Below are 14,980 nucleotides of genomic sequence, written 5' to 3'. Positions count from 1 at the left end.
ACCCACTCCATTACTAAACGCTCGCTTCGCGCACTGTATCCGCGTCAACTTCAAGGTACGTTGCCCGCTCTCCCAATGCATCAAACAAATGTGGTTCTGTCCCCGTCATCCACGCCTGCGCGCCCAAGGCAGTTATTTCATCATAAAGTGCCGCACGGCGTCCTGCATCAAGGTGTGCCGCTACTTCGTCCAACAACAGTAGAGGCGGCGCACCAACATCGGCAATAAGCGCCCGCGCATTCGCTAAGATCAGCGAGATTAACAGCGCTTTCTGCTCACCTGTTGAACAATCTCGCGCAGGAACGTCTTTGACCGCATAAACCGCATCAAGATCACTGCGATGAGGACCCACCAGCGTGCGCCCTGCCCGTAAATCTTGCGCACGACTGCCTTGAAATGCTTGCAGCAAGTCATCCTCATTGCCAATCGGCGCGTCCTCGACCTCAAGCAACGATAGCGTCGCTGTCGGAAAACTTGTCTGCGCCGCTTCCTGTGCTGCCGTCAGCTTCATGACCGCATCACGCCGATTGCGCATAATGGCCATGCCGCTATCCGCCATCTGCACTTCAAGCGCACGATACCAATGTGGATCCTGAACCATATCCTTCAGAAGGCGGTTCCGCTCGCGCATAGCTTTTTCATATGACAGGGTTGCTTCCGCATGTGTCGGGTGGAAGCTCATGGCCATGCGGTCTAGAAAACGACGACGCCCATCTGCGCCCTCAATCCAAAGACGGTCCATCGCTGGGATCAACCACAAGACCCGTGCAATCTGTCCAAGCGCTATCTGGGTGGCCGCTTTGCCATCAATTTTAACTTGGCGGGCAGCGTGATCTTTTGACCACGTCTCTACCTCATAACTTTGACCCGAAGCAGATAGTTCACCAGTCACCTTCCAGCCCAATGCCTCTGGACGGCGGGTCATGGCCTCGGCAGATGCGCGGCGCAAACCACGTCCTGGCGACAGTAAGCTTACCGCTTCAATCAGGTTAGTTTTTCCGGCACCGTTTGCGCCAAATATTGCCACAGGCCGCGCATCACACTCAACGACAGCGCGTTTGTGCGATCTAAAATGGGACAGGCTCAGGCGTGAAAGATGAAGTTCACTCACACGCGCATCGGCATGACGACGTAAATCGCCGATTGGTCATTGCCTTCGCGCATCAGCGTGGGATCGCCAGCTGAATTGAACAAGAAGACAGCATTCTCGCGGTCTACCTGACTAGCGATTTCAAGCAGATATTTTGCGTTGAAGCCAATCTCAAGACGCTCATCCCCATACGCAACGGCAAGCTCTTCTTCGGCCGCGCCCGCATCGGGGGCGTTCACTGACAGAACCAAACGGTCTTCATCAAGCTGCAGCTTCACAGCACGGCTCCGCTCGGAGGATACAGTTGCCACACGGTCAACAGCCTTTGCAAAGTCCGCTGCATCAACTTCCATCTTGCGCGTATTTCCCTGTGGGATAACGCGCGTGTAGTCAGGAAATGTGCCGTCAATAACTTTGGACGTCAGCGTAATCGCAGGTGTCGCAAACCGGATTTTTGTCTCCGAGACAGACACCGCGATCTGAACTTCGTCATCATCCAGAAGTTTGCGCAGCTCGTTAACAGTTTTGCGCGGCACGATAACGCCAGCCATGCCAGACGCGCCCTCAGGCATATCCGCATCAATTCGCGCCAGGCGGTGACCGTCAGTCGCGACTGCGCGGAGCACATGACCCCCATCACTGTCCGCGATATGCAGGTAAACACCGTTCAAATAATACCGTGTTTCTTCGGTACTGATCGCGAACTTTGATTTATCAAACAAACGGCGCAGCACAGGTGATGGAGCGCCGAAATTCGTTTGATACTCAGACGACGCCATAACTGGAAAGTCTTCTTTCGGCAGGGTCGCGAGATTAAAATTGGAGCGTCCAGCTTCAACGGTCAATCGGCCAGCGGCACTGTCATCCGTCAAAGTAACCATGGCACCGTCAGGCAATTTGCGAACGATTTCATGCAATGTCACGGCAGACACAGTCGTCGCGCCAGCGCGCTCAACCATGGCATCCGCTTTATCAACAACCTCGATATCAAGATCGGTCGCACGGAAAGAAACGCTGTTTCCTTCAGCCTCGATCAAAACATTCGCAAGGATCGGAATTGTATTGCGCCGCTCAACAACCGATTGCGCTTGGCTCACTGCTTTTAAAAGCGTGGCCCGTTCAATGCTGAGTTTCATCGACTCACTCCTGCCGCCAATTCTGACCGCACTAAGCACGGTGCTAGAGCGGGCAGATTACCTCATAACAGGCTCGCAGCAAGTGCTTTTCTGCTACGCTTCCAGAGTACGACGTAGCATTTCCAGATCATCAGCAATATGGCTATCAATCTGACAAAGCTCGGTGATTTTCTTAACCCCGTGCATCACTGTTGTGTGGTCACGGCCACCAAACTTGCGTCCGATTTCAGGCAATGAGCGTTGTGTCATGGTCTTGGCCAAGAACATTGCCACCTGACGAGGCCGTGCAAAAGCACGTAGGCGTTTGGGACCCACCAAGTCGGATTGGCGGAGATTATAATGATCACAAACGACACGCTGGATTTCTTCGATGCTTACTTTGCGATCACTTTCCCGAAGAGTATCAGTCAAACATTCTTGCACCAATTCAAGATCAACAGGGCGGCCCACGAGATGCGCAAAAGCGAACAAGCGCGTTAGCGCCCCCTCAAGAACGCGGACGTTCTTTGAGATACGGTGCGCCAGAAACTCTAGCACATCATCGTTGATTTTCACGTCAGGATAAGAAGCGCCATACATCTCGGCCTTGGACTGCAGAATACCAAGGCGCAGCTCAAAGTTCGTGGGGTGCAAGTCCACAATCAAACCTGACTGAAGGCGGGACTTGATACGCTCTTCAAGGTCTTTAATTTCACCAGGCGCACGGTCTGCAGAAATAATGATCTGTTTGTTGGCACTGATCAACGCGTTGAAAGTATGGAAGAACTCTTCCTGTGTGCTGTCTTTACCCGCAATAAACTGCACGTCGTCAATCATTAAAATATCAACGGAATGCAGCATGGCCTTAAAGTCCATGGTTTTCCGGCTACGGATCGCTTGGATGAAACGGTACATGAATTGATCGGCTGATAGATACAGCACGCGCTTCTCAGGCTGACGGGCTTGCAACTCATGGGCGATCGCATGCATCAAGTGGGTCTTACCTAGACCTACGCCACCGTATAAAAACAGTGGGTTAAAAGTAACATCGCCACCCTCTGCGACACGGCGCGCAGCAGCATGAGCCAACTCGTTTGGCTTGCCCACAACAAAAGTATCAAACGTGAATTGAGAGTTGAGGGGATTGCCCTGCATATCCATTTTTGGCGCTGCGGCAACGGGGCGATCCGTAGGGGTAGGAGCAGGGGTGGCACGAGGGGCGCCGCGGCTGACCTGAAAGCTCAGACGGTCAGCCTGCAGGCCGTTCATGTTCAGCTGGTACAGAATAGCATCTGCATAGTTGGATTGGACATAGTTGCCCATAAAAGCAGTTGGAACAGTGAGGGCGGCAACGCCATCATCAAAACTGGCAAAACCGATCGGCTCGATCCAGGTTTTATAATTGTTTTGACCGACAGTCTGCGCCAGCGCTTCTTGCGCCATACCCCACGTTTGCTTCGTCATTCCATTATGCCCCTTCATTTTTTTAAGCAAGCGCCTCCCACAAGCGCTCACACCGCAACTACCATCAAAACAAAGCTACGCTATTCGCGAGAACAACGCCCTCGCGGCATGCCTAACTGCGTTTCGGTTGATGAAGGACACGCACATACGACGTATGTGGCAAAGCAGGGCAAAGCCCCACTTTTTCTACGCTACTGACACCTAAATCCGCTGCTTACTGCACAACGTAAGGTCTTTGTCAGATGCGCTGTCCCCCCAGACAGTGAATCGCTGCACTAGTAGTAGCGCCCGAAAACCGGTGCTTTCAATAAGCCTTTAATATTGACAGCACGTAATTCGAAAAAGAATCTATCGCGTGTCTCCTTAATTATTTGAAAACAAAAAAGGCGCCCCAGAGGACGCCTTTCAAATCACAGTATGTGCGAAGCTTACGCGATTGCTTTAACGCGTGCGTTAAGGCGTGATACCTTACGTGCCACAGTATTCTTGTGGAAGATGCCTTTAGTAACACCGCGCATCAGCTTTGGCTGCGCGACTTTCAGAGCTTCAGCAGCTGCTGTTTGGTCACCAGAAGCGATTGCTTCTTCAACGCGACGCAAGAAAGTACGGATGTTCGTACGGCGTGCTTTGTTTACGGCTGCGCGGCGTTCGTTTTGACGGGCGCGTTTTTTTGCTTGTGGCGTATTGGCCATGGATCTTCGTTCCCTTCAAGGGTTCGGTTAAAACTAGAAGCCGCTCTTTAGGACCGAGTCGCCTTCAAGTCAACAGGGTTATCATTCTATTTGTCTCGGAATTGGGCTTCGCGCTTTTCAATAAACGCCCGCATTCCTTCTTTTTGATCTTCGGTCGAAAACAAGGCCTGAAAGAGAGACCGCTCATAGGCACAGCCCGCAGACAAAGACATTTCATCAGCAGCATGAACCGCTTGCTTGGCCGAGGTCACCGCTAATTGGGATTTATCAGCAATCTTACCCGCTACACTTAATGCCTCATCCAGTAGCTTTTTGGCGGGAACTTTACGGCTGACAAGGCCGGAAACCAAAGCTTCTTCCGCATCCATAAAGCGTCCTGTTAGATGCATATCCATCGATTTTGAACGCCCTACCAACCGCGTCAAACGCTGTGTGCCGCCGATGCCCGCGACGACACCAAGGTTGATTTCAGGCTGACCAAACTTTGCAGTATCAGCGGCAATAATGAAATCGCACATCATAGCCAGCTCACAGCCCCCGCCCAAACAATAGCCCGCGACCGCGGCGATAATTGGTTTACGAACCTGCAAAAATTGCTGGGTCTCGGGACCAAAGAAATTACTGACGTACATATCGACAAAGGACTTATCGGCCATTTCAGTGATATCAGCGCCAGCCGCAAAAGCTTTGTCAGAACCAGTCAGAACGATACAGCGTACTTTTTCATTGTTATCGGCGAGCGCAACAGCAGCGGCCAATTCACGAAGTAATTGACCATTCAACGCATTCATCGCCTCAGGGCGATCAAGTTTAATTAGTGCAATTCGATCTTGGATCGTGACGTTGATCGTCTCATAAGCCATGAAATTTTAAGCCCCATTGTTTCCCGAGTTGTAACCGCTAGAACCTTAACCCGTATCGATCAAGCTATCTTTGACATTTCGGGCAATAGAACGACGAACGTCCAGATTGAACGATGCGAGTGATTTTCCCGGTGCAGTCCTCGGTCACACAAGGCGCATCTTCGCGTCCATAGGCACGGAACGTATGCTGAAAATATCCAAGCTCTCCATCGGCTTGCCGGTAATCGCGCAGGGATGATCCACCTGCCTCGATCGCCTCACCCAACACATCACGAATAATCGGAACCAAGCTTTCAATCCGCTTTTTGGATAAATTGGAGGCCCTGCGTATGGGTGAGATCTTTGCGCGGTGAAGGACTTCACACACATAAATATTGCCCAAACCCGCAACAACGCGCTGATCAAGAAGTACTGTTTTGATTGGTGACGCACGATCCTTGATGGCTTGCACCAAATAGGATTCGTTGAACCCGTTACCAAAAGGTTCGGGTCCAATTGATGACACCAGCCAGTGATCTTCAAGGGTCGCTGTCTCACCCAGATCCATGTGTCCAAAACGGCGCGCATCATTGAAAGTAACACGCGCGCCATTCTCCATATTTAGAACGACATGGTCGTGCTTTTGTGGCGCAGGGTGCTCGTGAACGAATTCACCCACCGCAACGCCACTGATCAGCATACGACCAGACATCCCAAGATGAATAATAAGTGTCTCACCGCTATCGAGGTCCGCCAGAATATATTTTGACCGGCGCCGCAGCGCAGTAACCGTGGCACCAGTCAACCGAACCGCCATATTTTCAGGTAACGTCCAGCGAAGATTTGGACGATTTACTGCCGCATCCACAATCTTCACGCCCTCCATTGCCGGCAATAATCCGCGACGAACGGTTTCGACTTCTGGTAATTCTGGCATTTCGCTCCATCTCCCTGACAGGTGGACGCATTGTAACCACCAAATAGCAGCCTATAAGAACAAGTGCCGCAGCAAGGAAAAGACAAGCCCCATGGCCGACAATACTGAAAAAACAACGCATTTTGGCTTTGAGACTGTCCCAGAGGGCGAGAAGGCTGGCCGCGTTCAGGGCGTCTTTACGAATGTTGCGAGTAAATACGACATCATGAACGACGTGATGAGCGTTGGAATCCACCGTGTCTGGAAAGATGCGATGATGGATTGGCTCGCACCGCGTGCAGGACAGCGACTTTTGGATGTTGCCGGTGGTACTGGTGATATCTCGTTCAAATTTTTAGGGCGCGCAGGCAGCGGGCACGCGACAGTTCTGGATATTACCGAATCTATGCTGGTCGAAGGGCGTCAGCGCGCTGAAGCCAACGACATGGCCACGCAGTTGGATTGGGCTGTCGGGGACGCAATGGCGCTTCCCTTCAAGGATAACACCTTTGACGTCTACACAATCAGCTTCGGCATCCGAAACGTCACCCGCCCACAAGAGGCGCTAAATGAAGCGTATCGGGTCCTAAAACCCGGTGGCCGCCTAATGGTTTTAGAATTTAGCCAGCTCCCCAACCCGATGATGCAAAAAGCGTATGACCTGTATTCGTTCAACGTCATCCCACGCATGGGCAAACTGATTGCTAATGATGCGGACAGCTACCAATATCTCGTGGAATCGATCCGACAATTCCCCGATCAGGAAACGTTCTTATCGATGGTCAAGGCAGCAGGCTTTGAGAACGCAAGTTACCGTAATCTAAGCCTTGGCATCGCGGCTCTGCACTCTGGGTGGAAGATTTAAAATGCGCGGGCCTCACAACATTATTCGCCTCATCCGCATGGGTGCCACGCTGGAACGCACGGGTGGGATGAACGTTGTTCTTGACGCGTTTCAAGCCCCTGCCTCGCTGCGTATTGTGGCTAAATTGCTGGGCTGGCCGTTCAAATGGCTGGGTCTTAAAGGCGATCCTGAAATGCCATCTGCGGTACGCGCACTGGTTGCTCTTGGGCCAGCGTATATCAAGTTTGGACAGGTGCTTTCTACACGCCCCGACGTGGTGGGCGATGAGTTGGCAATCCAACTGCGTGTGCTGCAAGACAAGCTGCCCCCCTTCTCGATTGAGCAAGCCAAGGAAATGGTTCGAACAGAGCTTGGGCGCCCCGTTGAAGAGGTTTTCTCAACATTTTCTGAGCCTGTCGCGGCGGCTTCTATTGCTCAAGTGCACAAAGCACATTTAGCAGAAACCGGCGAAGCCGTTGCGGTCAAAGTTCTCCGCCCGGGTATTGAAAAGCGTTTTGGTAAAGACATTGATGCGTTCTATTTCGCTGCCCGCATGGTAGAAATTTTTGCACCCGGTGCGCGCAGGCTGCGCCCCCGTGAAGTCATTGAACACTTTGAAGGTGTCGTGCGCGGAGAGCTCGATTTTCGTCTTGAAAGCAGTGCCGCAGGAGAGTTTGCGGCAACCACAAAAACCGATCAGGGCTTTACAGTTCCGCAGGTCAAATGGGAACACTCGTCCCGCCGCGTCATGACCCTTGGCTGGGTTGACGGCATTCCGGCCGGCGATGTGGACGCTATTGATGCGGCCGGTCATGACCGCCACGCGTTAGGCGAGCGGGTGTTACAACTCTTTTTGCAACATGCTTTGCGTGACGGGTATTTTCACGCGGATATGCATCAGGGCAACCTGAAGATTAACGCCGAGGGTGAGATCGTTGCATATGACTTCGGCATTATGGGTCGTATTGATGAATATACCCGCCGCGTTTATGCCGAGATTCTATTCGGCTTTATCCGCAAAGATTATCGCAGGGTCGCTGAGGTACATTTTGAGGCGGGGTATGTTCCTGCTGACAGAGACATTGACGAGTTCGCACAGGCGTTGCGTGCAGTCGGTGAACCCATTTTTGGGATGGACGCTACGCGCATATCGATGGGTCGACTTCTCAACTACCTGTTTGAGGTAACAGAGCGCTTTGGCATGGAAACGCGAACAGAGCTGATTTTGCTGCAGCGTACTATGGTCGTTGTGGAGGGGGTCGCACGGACGCTGAACCCTCACATCAATATTTGGCAGGTATCTCAACCGATTGTTGAAGATTACATCAAGCAAAGCATTGGACCGAAGGCGCTTGCCCGCGATTTATTTAAGACGGCACGTGTTCTTGCCCGCTTTGGCCCCAAGCTACCGCAACTCGCTGAGGCCGCGCTGATCGCTCAGACAAACTCAGGTAGCGGTGAGGGCGAAAGAAAGCGTACTTACCTTGGCCCGCTGTTATGGGCATCTACCGGTGGTGTTATTGCACTCACCGCAGCAGCGGCAATGATGGCATTTCTAGCTTAAGCCGCGTTTGGCTCACGAATTGCGCGGACTGCACCTGCATCAACCACGGTCCCGCCACGCAGCACTAAATACGTGCCACCCTCTTGATTGCGCGCCTCCGTTACAGGCGCATAGACTTCCGCAGGCTTGGTATCCAAAAAATCGCCATTATGCTGGCTCTCAATTTCAAATGCATAAAGCCCTTTGGGCAGCTCAGTATTATCAGAATCGCGCCCGTCCCACTCTAATGTCGCCTCAGTCACTGGAATCTCACGGCGGTCAACTGTGACGCCTGATTGGTCTCTAACCACCAAAAAAGCACGATTTGCTGTCGTGACCGGACTGGCTGCGACCGAAATTGCACCCCCATCAAAAGAGGCGGGAGCCGCAACGCGTGCCTCCATGCCAACCCAATTAGCCAGTTCAGCCATCCCCATTTGACCAAACTGCGCGTTCAGCGCCTCGAGCAAATCATTCGTTTTTGTCTGCTGCTCAACAGCCGAAGATTGCGCAAGCTGCGTTGCGCAATCTTCGGATTTAATCGGGTCGAGCGGATCTTGATTTTCGACCTAAGTCGTCAGCATTTTCAAAAACGTATCAAAATCTGAATTGATCACACGATCAGAGCCGGACCCAGAACCTGAACCGTAGGCAGGTTGGATTGTTGGCGTTGGGAGAACATTCATATGAGCACCTATAATCTAATGTCTAATTGTGAAGTTCGAAGCAAACTTGGTCTAGCGGGTACATCCACCTCGGAAGCAGCATCGGTGGTGTGGATGTGAGGACCGCCGCCATCACGCTCATTCGACGTATCTGATCCGCCCTCTGAAAAATCAAAGCTAGCCATGCCAAATCCAGCACTCTGAAACTCTTGACTCAGATCTTCGATATGGCGTTTCATCAATTCCAACACCCCGGGGCGCTCAACTGAAAGCACAACCATCATACCTGCTTCGGTTGGTGAAAATGACATGCGCACACGCCCCAGTTCCGCAGGGTTGAGCGTTATCTCTGTGGTTCCATCTGACGCATTCTGCTTCGCTGATCTGTCGGGCAATGTTCAACGGTAGGTTTTGAGGTGTCGCGGCCGGTAAAATCTGTTTTGCATCGACAGGCGGCAGCGTTGAGGCGCTACTGGCTACAGGCGCAAACTCCGAAACTTCGTCAATAAAATCAGGTGCCATGCTTTGTGCTTCGGTGACTACGGAAGCCAAGAATGAAGGCCCGGCTGAAGGCAACGAAGCTGACGAAGGCGGTGTTTGGCGTGTTTACTGCTTCACCGCTTCAATTTGATCTAATTTGGGCGTCAAGCTACCTGCTTCTTCACCTGCCTTAAGGTCAGCGCCTTCAGTGCTCGGAAGAGCCGCGGCATTTATTAGAGTATCTGACTGATGCTGTTTTTGTATTTCACTCACCTTCACAGGCTTTGACGGCTCTAAAGCCTGCTCAACAGACTGAGCCTGGTACCACAAACTAGATTCTGTTCGGGTCAATTGCTCTTGCTTTGCAGCGTTCAGGGGTGATTGCTGCGCGGTTAATGGAACTAAGGCCAAGTCAGTGGCCGGGCCACTATTCTTGACCGAGGCAAAAGTAGCATCTCCCGAGCCCGCAGCAGTGCGCAAAGCTTCGGGCGGCGGAGTTGCAATTGCCACATCACTCTTGATTGCTACAGCCGTACTATCGCCGACGAGTACCTCTGACTGCACGCCAGTGCTTCTCGCTTCTGTTCCTATCATTGAACTGTCAGAAGGAGTTACTGCTACACCTAAAAAACTGTCTGACTTGTGCCTACCAAACCCATTTCTAATTGAGCAGAGACTGGCGTCAAAAGCACATCTAATCCCATCGTTTGCGAAAAGACGGGCTCATTATCATCTAACTCTGGCGCGCCAGCATCGCCCTCAACTTCGAGCAAGTTGCCAAACTCAAACCGCGCTTCGCCCATCGGCAAAGCTGTTGCTTTTTTCGTTAGGTCACCTGAGGCCGTCGGTAGTACGGAATGAAGCTGTGTGTGCATTTTTTGCCCTTGGAAGTTCGTTCTGAACCACCGCAATTAAACGCTAAATGGTTACGACATCTTTACGATTGTCGGTCAGACAAGGTGAAAGTTCTGACAATTTGAAAGGTATGTTGATGGAAATTTCATCTAGCTCATCACGTATGAATACGTGCGCCCCCCAGATTAGATGATCCACTTTGGCAGGCAGCTGTCGATCTTGAGGCCAGCTTTTTGTCTGAAATGCTAAAATCAGCCGGCTTGGGAAAAACATCAGAGGCATTTGGCGGCGGTGAAGGCGAAGACCAATTCCAGTCACTCCTCATTAAAGAGCAAGCAAACGCCATGGCTCGGTCGGGCGGAATTGGATTGGCGGAACAAGTTTTTAACAGTCTGAAAAAAAGTGAGGCACAGCAAAAATGAAGCCGGTATTGCAGGATCTGTATGATGCGTTGGAAGCCGAACGCCGCGCTTTGTTGAGCCACAACTTTGCAGAACTCGATGAGATTATTCCCATCAAGACTGCGCTCATTGAGCGACTAAACAATCAGACAGAAAATCCAAAATTATTAGCGCAAATCAGAGAAAGCAGCATGTCAAACGCACGCATTCTTAAGGCCTCTCAGCGCGGGATTGAAATGGCGATAAGGCGCGTTTCGCAGCTTCGAAAAGCGAGTTCAGGCTCAACAGTATACGGGCCAAAAGGAACGACGCAGACTATTGGCGCCTCACCTGTGGCACCTCAGAATAGATAATAAAATTTACGTAAAATCAGATAGATAAAGAGATACGGAATTAAGCACTCGTTAGCAAATCTCGCACCATTCTGGCGATGCATCTCATGATGAGGTGGCATGGCTTGATGAAAGCCATTTGGTCCAGAAGGCTGACACGTTGGGGCGACCCGGCATAACTCGCCGTGTAAAATGCGGCGCAAACGAGAGAGTGGCACATGGCAACTTTCCAAGCGCCGCCATGGTGACCACCACCACTGATAACCTTTTTACGTTTGATGATGACCGGCGCCATGTTTTGCGCAGCCATACTCACCACCTTTTCTTTCACCCAAGGCCTCTCTTAAGCGATACAACTTACTGGGGGCTTAACACCTAAATTTGTAGCTAAATGATGATCACAAATGCGCCGCAAAGCTCACGAACCAGAGAGGCTCTCTATGAAATGAGACTGTTTTCTGCATCAGTGCGATTAGTATTCTTAGCTAAGTGTATCACGAAAAAATTTATTCTATTTTGCAGCCGTTGCGCTTCACTCATCCACCGCTTCTGCAGGGCCCCAGTATATTGATGAAACAAATTTTGCTGCCTCGGGGCATAACTTTGTAGCGTATTTCGGACTTGAGCAATCAGCAGTCGGAGCACCGGAATCCAAAGCGGTTGCAGGCAGAATGGATATAACAGCCGACTATAATGGTGCGACTTTCGCATTCTCTAAAGCAGCCAACTGTGATGCATTTATGGCTAACCCTGAACAATATATCCCGCAATTTAATGGGCATTGCGCCTACGGGGTGCCCAAGGGCGGCAAGGTGCCAGAAAACCCCAATTTATGGCGTATTGTAGATGGCAAACGGTACCTCAATATCACCGAAAATATTGTGTCATTTTGGGAAGAAGACAGTACACAAAACATAAGTCTGGCAAACAGTAATTGGAATGATCTTGAACCCAAACGCGCATCTAACCGTACAATTCCAAGTTATACATCTAACGCCTCAACGGTGAAGTGAACAAAAGGTATTTCGTTACCAACTCTGGAAGCTTTTGGCCAAATCAATCGGCATAAAGTCGAACGCGAAACCGCAAACACTCGAGATTACTCAGCAGCTACGACTTGAGGCACATCAGACAGCAAAGAAGCCTTAATGGCCACTCTTTCAGAGCGGGCGAGCCGAACAATTTCAGGCTCAATGAGGGAGTTGGGGTTATCCAAGCGCAACGATCTGGAGCCCCGCCCCACGACTTTTACTCAGCTTAGTTTGGACAATATAACGGCCCCAACCAAGCTGAGCGCGATGAGGAGCAGCCAAAGTGATAACCCGCCCAAAATAATGCCGGTGGTCATCAAAACCCCCACCAACGTTTCGATCTGGTGAAAACGAAGCATCTCAGGCCATGTGTAGCCAACAACGTTCCGCCGCTGTGGGGACCATCCATTCGATCTACCGAGCAAGGCACGAATTGCGCTGCCAGAGACCCAAATACCTAACGCCTCGCACCATAAAGTTTCGTGGCGATTGGCCCCGCCTAAGCGCAACTTTTCCTGCACCGTGGTATTTGCCTGATGCCCGACTTCAATGATCTCACGCCGTCCCATCATCATGGAAAAGAGCCCGCGGACAGCATGCCCCATAGCAAAATCAGGTTCGGCCGTTAGCACAGCCTTCAGGTATTTTGGTGCCGTAGTGCCATGGGACAAGAATGCTTTGATCAAGCCATTCCAGTCCCTGACCGCTTGTGCATCAGCAGGGTCACTTGGCATTGGCAGATATCATAGGTCATCGTTACACCCTGTATGGTCACTACTTGCATGACTTTGGTCGTCACGGGCTAAGGCATCACATACACTTCACTTACACGCGACATTACGAAAGCGTGATTTGTGTCGACATTAATCGGGGGAGTGCGGCTCTTTGGGTGGATTTTGTCCGAAGCTACGCACAATCTGGTCTGTATCTTGGCCAAACCGCGGAGGTGGGCGGCGATATGTTACAGGTGTCTTAGAAAATTTTAGTGGATTTCCAAGAAGTCGGACTTCGCCTTGAGCCGCATCTTCGTGGGTCATAGCCACCACAGCACCGCGCGCGCGTGCCTGATCCGTCGAAAGAGCTTGGCCGACAGTATGAATAGGCCCTGCTGGCACTTTTACCTCGCGCAACCGCGAAAGAATATCGTCCATAGCTAGGGCTTGAAAACGCGCCTGAATTGCCGCCGTCAGCGCGACACGATTTTCAATGCGCAGCGAATTCGTCACAAAACGCACATCACCGCTTAATTGATCCAACCCTACAGCAGAGCAAAACCGCCCGAACTGCCCATCATTTCCAACAGCCAAAATTACATGACCATCTGCGCACGGAAAAACGTCGTAAGGGACAATATTTGGGTGCGCGTTACCGCGACGTTTAGGCAGATCACCAGAGGCCAAAAAATTGGTCCCCTCATTGATCAGCCATGCCATCTGGCTGTCTACCAACGACAAATCGATATGCTGTCCTTCGCCTGTTGCATCGCGATGTCGCAATGCCGCCAAAACACCAATAGTCGCATACATCCCGCACATCACATCAGTAATGCCAACACCAACTTTCATCGGCGTACCATCGGGTTCACCTGTCAGTGACATCATCCCACCATAGCCTTGCGCCATCAAATCATAGCCCGGTTGATCGCGGTTTGGACCGGTTTGCCCAAAGCCCGAAATCGAGCAGCACACAAGGCGTGGATGACGCTCTGTAAGTGTCGCAAAATCGAGGCCATATTTCTCAAGGCCTCCAGGTTTATAGTTCTCGATCACAACGTCAGCCTGCGATGCAATCGCCTTGATAAGCTGTTGCCCCTCAGGGCTACTCAGGTCCGCAGCTACAGAATACTTGTTGCGGTTGGCGGCCATGAAATAGGCACTGAGATCTTGCTCGCCATCTGTTGTTTGCGCGTAGGGTGGCCCCCACGCGCGGGTATCATCACCATTGGTTTTCGGGTTTTCGATCTTAATAACGGTCGCGCCCAAATCACCCAAAAGTTGGGTCGCAGTGGGACCTGCCAAAATGCGAGTTAAATCGAGAACGACAAGGCCGTCTAATGCACCTTTTGGTTCAGATACGGCCATCATAGGCGCCTTTCTCAATCTCTACTGCTATGACCGTGAGTGTGTCAGCCATTTGCGCTGTGTTCAACGCCTCGGTCAATTCGTTGGTACTGCGGACACAATGGCCAGCCCCACCGAACGCGCGGGCAATCGCTGCAAAGTCGGATCTACCAAAATCAACACCACGGTTTTTCATCTGGCGACCTCGCTGCTTCAATTCAATCAACGCAAGACTGGCGTCTACAAAGACAACAAAAATTGTTTTTAGCCCAAGATCAGCTGCAGTTGCTAATTCACCGGCCACCATCAAAAAGCCTGCATCGCCCGAAAATGACACGACGGTTCTATTCCGTTCAACGATACTTTGGCACATCGCCAACGGCACAGCACAGCCCATCGTACACAGTCCTGATGACTGAACTAACGCACTCGAAAACTCACATTGCCACACTTGCGACAGCAGTATCCTGCGGGCCCCACTGTCGGCTGAGGCCAATGTATCAGGCGGCAACACACGCTGGCACGTGGCAATCGCAGGCGCTGGACCCCACTCGGGTTCGGGCGCAAAAACGTGAGCTAAATCAGCCTTCACTTGCGTCAAACGTCCATCTGGCCAGTTCGTTTAAGAATACTCGGGTAGCAATTCAGAC

The 14,980-nt window shown here is 51.5% G+C and carries 17 protein-coding genes and 3 pseudogenes; 5 read left to right on the top strand and 15 right to left on the bottom strand.

Translation table 11 applies throughout. From position 1 onward, the window contains the following. Positions 1 to 13: 13 nt before the first annotated feature. The 6 genes from recF to mutM all read right to left on the bottom strand — a co-directional run bounded on the left by recF (position 14) and on the right by mutM (position 6,140). Entirely contained in the window at positions 14 to 1,111 is a 1,098-nt protein-coding gene (gene recF / locus NIG5292_RS06175) for a DNA replication/repair protein RecF (RefSeq protein ID WP_048598613.1), read from the bottom strand. Further along, positions 1,108 to 2,226 (bottom strand): DNA polymerase III subunit beta, encoded by a 1,119-nt coding sequence (gene dnaN / locus NIG5292_RS06170; RefSeq protein WP_048598612.1) that lies wholly within the window; start codon positions 2,224 to 2,226, stop codon positions 1,108 to 1,110. The genes recF and dnaN overlap by 4 nt, the downstream gene beginning before the upstream one ends. 93 nt (positions 2,227 to 2,319) lie before the next feature. Continuing rightward, positions 2,320 to 3,669 carry a chromosomal replication initiator protein DnaA gene (gene dnaA / locus NIG5292_RS06165; protein ID WP_048598611.1) on the bottom strand — a complete coding sequence of 450 codons (1,350 nt, stop codon included), beginning with the start codon at positions 3,667 to 3,669 and terminating at the stop codon, positions 2,320 to 2,322. A 428-nt stretch (positions 3,670 to 4,097) separates the two neighbouring features. Next, positions 4,098 to 4,361: a 30S ribosomal protein S20 gene (gene rpsT, locus NIG5292_RS06160; protein WP_048598610.1), complete on the bottom strand. Its 264-nt coding sequence runs from the start codon at positions 4,359 to 4,361 to the stop codon at positions 4,098 to 4,100. Between the two features lie 86 nt (positions 4,362 to 4,447). Next, positions 4,448 to 5,224 carry an enoyl-CoA hydratase-related protein gene (locus NIG5292_RS06155; RefSeq protein ID WP_048598609.1) on the bottom strand — a complete coding sequence of 259 codons (777 nt, stop codon included), beginning with the start codon at positions 5,222 to 5,224 and terminating at the stop codon, positions 4,448 to 4,450. A gap of 64 nt (positions 5,225 to 5,288) precedes the next feature. Beyond that, positions 5,289 to 6,140, bottom strand: coding sequence for a bifunctional DNA-formamidopyrimidine glycosylase/DNA-(apurinic or apyrimidinic site) lyase (gene mutM / locus NIG5292_RS06150; protein ID WP_048598608.1), 852 nt, complete (start codon positions 6,138 to 6,140; stop codon positions 5,289 to 5,291). Positions 6,141 to 6,231: 91 nt separating this feature from the next. Here mutM and ubiE point away from each other — a divergent pair, with 91 nt between their 5' ends. After that, positions 6,232 to 6,984, top strand: coding sequence for a bifunctional demethylmenaquinone methyltransferase/2-methoxy-6-polyprenyl-1,4-benzoquinol methylase UbiE (gene ubiE, locus NIG5292_RS06145; RefSeq protein WP_048598607.1), 753 nt, complete (start codon positions 6,232 to 6,234; stop codon positions 6,982 to 6,984). 1 nt (position 6,985) lies between these two features. Continuing rightward, complete coding sequence (gene ubiB / locus NIG5292_RS06140; RefSeq protein ID WP_048598606.1) at positions 6,986 to 8,527, top strand: 2-polyprenylphenol 6-hydroxylase; 1,542 nt, start codon at positions 6,986 to 6,988, stop codon at positions 8,525 to 8,527. On the opposite strand, the gene NIG5292_RS06135 is transcribed toward ubiB, so the two are convergent. The 5 genes and pseudogenes from NIG5292_RS06135 to NIG5292_RS06120 form a co-directional block, all read right to left on the bottom strand. Then, complete coding sequence (locus NIG5292_RS06135; RefSeq protein ID WP_158441647.1) at positions 8,524 to 8,937, bottom strand: FlgD immunoglobulin-like domain containing protein; 414 nt, start codon at positions 8,935 to 8,937, stop codon at positions 8,524 to 8,526. The two genes, ubiB and NIG5292_RS06135, sit on opposite strands and share 4 nt — an antisense overlap. Positions 8,938 to 8,979: 42 nt before the next feature. Continuing rightward, a pseudogene (gene flgD, locus NIG5292_RS15300) lies at positions 8,980 to 9,060 on the bottom strand (flagellar hook capping FlgD N-terminal domain-containing protein); the annotation flags it as partial. A gap of 140 nt (positions 9,061 to 9,200) precedes the next feature. Then, positions 9,201 to 9,566: a flagellar hook-length control protein FliK gene (gene fliK / locus NIG5292_RS06130; RefSeq protein WP_074841987.1), complete on the bottom strand. Its 366-nt coding sequence runs from the start codon at positions 9,564 to 9,566 to the stop codon at positions 9,201 to 9,203. 211 nt (positions 9,567 to 9,777) lie between these two features. Beyond that, the gene (locus tag NIG5292_RS06125; protein ID WP_048598603.1) at positions 9,778 to 10,245 is read right to left on the bottom strand and encodes a hypothetical protein; all 468 of its coding nucleotides are present in this window, start codon (positions 10,243 to 10,245) and stop codon (positions 9,778 to 9,780) included. A gap of 29 nt (positions 10,246 to 10,274) precedes the next feature. Beyond that, complete coding sequence (locus tag NIG5292_RS06120) at positions 10,275 to 10,526, bottom strand: hypothetical protein (protein ID WP_048598602.1); 252 nt, start codon at positions 10,524 to 10,526, stop codon at positions 10,275 to 10,277. Positions 10,527 to 10,673: 147 nt separating this feature from the next. On the opposite strand from NIG5292_RS06120, the gene NIG5292_RS06115 reads away from it, so the two are divergent. Both NIG5292_RS06115 and NIG5292_RS06110 read left to right on the top strand, forming a co-directional pair. Next, positions 10,674 to 10,928, top strand: a complete 255-nt coding sequence (locus tag NIG5292_RS06115; protein ID WP_048598601.1) for a rod-binding protein — start codon at positions 10,674 to 10,676, stop codon at positions 10,926 to 10,928. Further along, the gene (locus tag NIG5292_RS06110; protein WP_048598600.1) at positions 10,925 to 11,260 is read left to right on the top strand and encodes a flagellar protein FlgN; all 336 of its coding nucleotides are present in this window, start codon (positions 10,925 to 10,927) and stop codon (positions 11,258 to 11,260) included. The genes NIG5292_RS06115 and NIG5292_RS06110 overlap by 4 nt, the downstream gene beginning before the upstream one ends. A 199-nt stretch (positions 11,261 to 11,459) precedes the next feature. Here NIG5292_RS06110 and NIG5292_RS14790 read toward each other — a convergent pair. Then, positions 11,460 to 11,549 (bottom strand): annotated as a pseudogene (locus NIG5292_RS14790) (chemotaxis protein MotB); the annotation flags it as partial. 256 nt (positions 11,550 to 11,805) lie between these two features. On the opposite strand from NIG5292_RS14790, the gene NIG5292_RS06100 reads away from it, so the two are divergent. Further along, positions 11,806 to 12,252 (top strand): YHS domain-containing (seleno)protein, encoded by a 447-nt coding sequence (locus tag NIG5292_RS06100; protein WP_048598598.1) that lies wholly within the window; start codon positions 11,806 to 11,808, stop codon positions 12,250 to 12,252. A 239-nt stretch (positions 12,253 to 12,491) separates the two neighbouring features. Here NIG5292_RS06100 and NIG5292_RS15035 read toward each other — a convergent pair whose 3' ends face one another. The 3 genes and pseudogenes from NIG5292_RS15035 to NIG5292_RS14485 all read right to left on the bottom strand — a co-directional run. Beyond that, the gene (locus tag NIG5292_RS15035; RefSeq protein WP_048598597.1) at positions 12,492 to 13,004 is read right to left on the bottom strand and encodes a hypothetical protein; all 513 of its coding nucleotides are present in this window, start codon (positions 13,002 to 13,004) and stop codon (positions 12,492 to 12,494) included. Between the two features lie 129 nt (positions 13,005 to 13,133). Further along, positions 13,134 to 14,351: a CaiB/BaiF CoA transferase family protein gene (locus tag NIG5292_RS06090; protein WP_048598596.1), complete on the bottom strand. Its 1,218-nt coding sequence runs from the start codon at positions 14,349 to 14,351 to the stop codon at positions 13,134 to 13,136. Then, positions 14,338 to 14,946: pseudogene (locus NIG5292_RS14485) on the bottom strand (thiamine pyrophosphate-dependent enzyme); the annotation flags it as partial. The gene NIG5292_RS06090 and the pseudogene NIG5292_RS14485, both read right to left, overlap by 14 nt. Between the last annotated feature and the right edge of the window lie 34 nt (positions 14,947 to 14,980).

This window comes from Nereida ignava (genome assembly GCF_001049735.1).
In the GTDB taxonomy this organism is placed as follows: Bacteria; Pseudomonadota; Alphaproteobacteria; order Rhodobacterales; family Rhodobacteraceae; genus Nereida; species Nereida ignava.
This window is presented reverse-complemented; position numbering and strand designations above follow the sequence as displayed.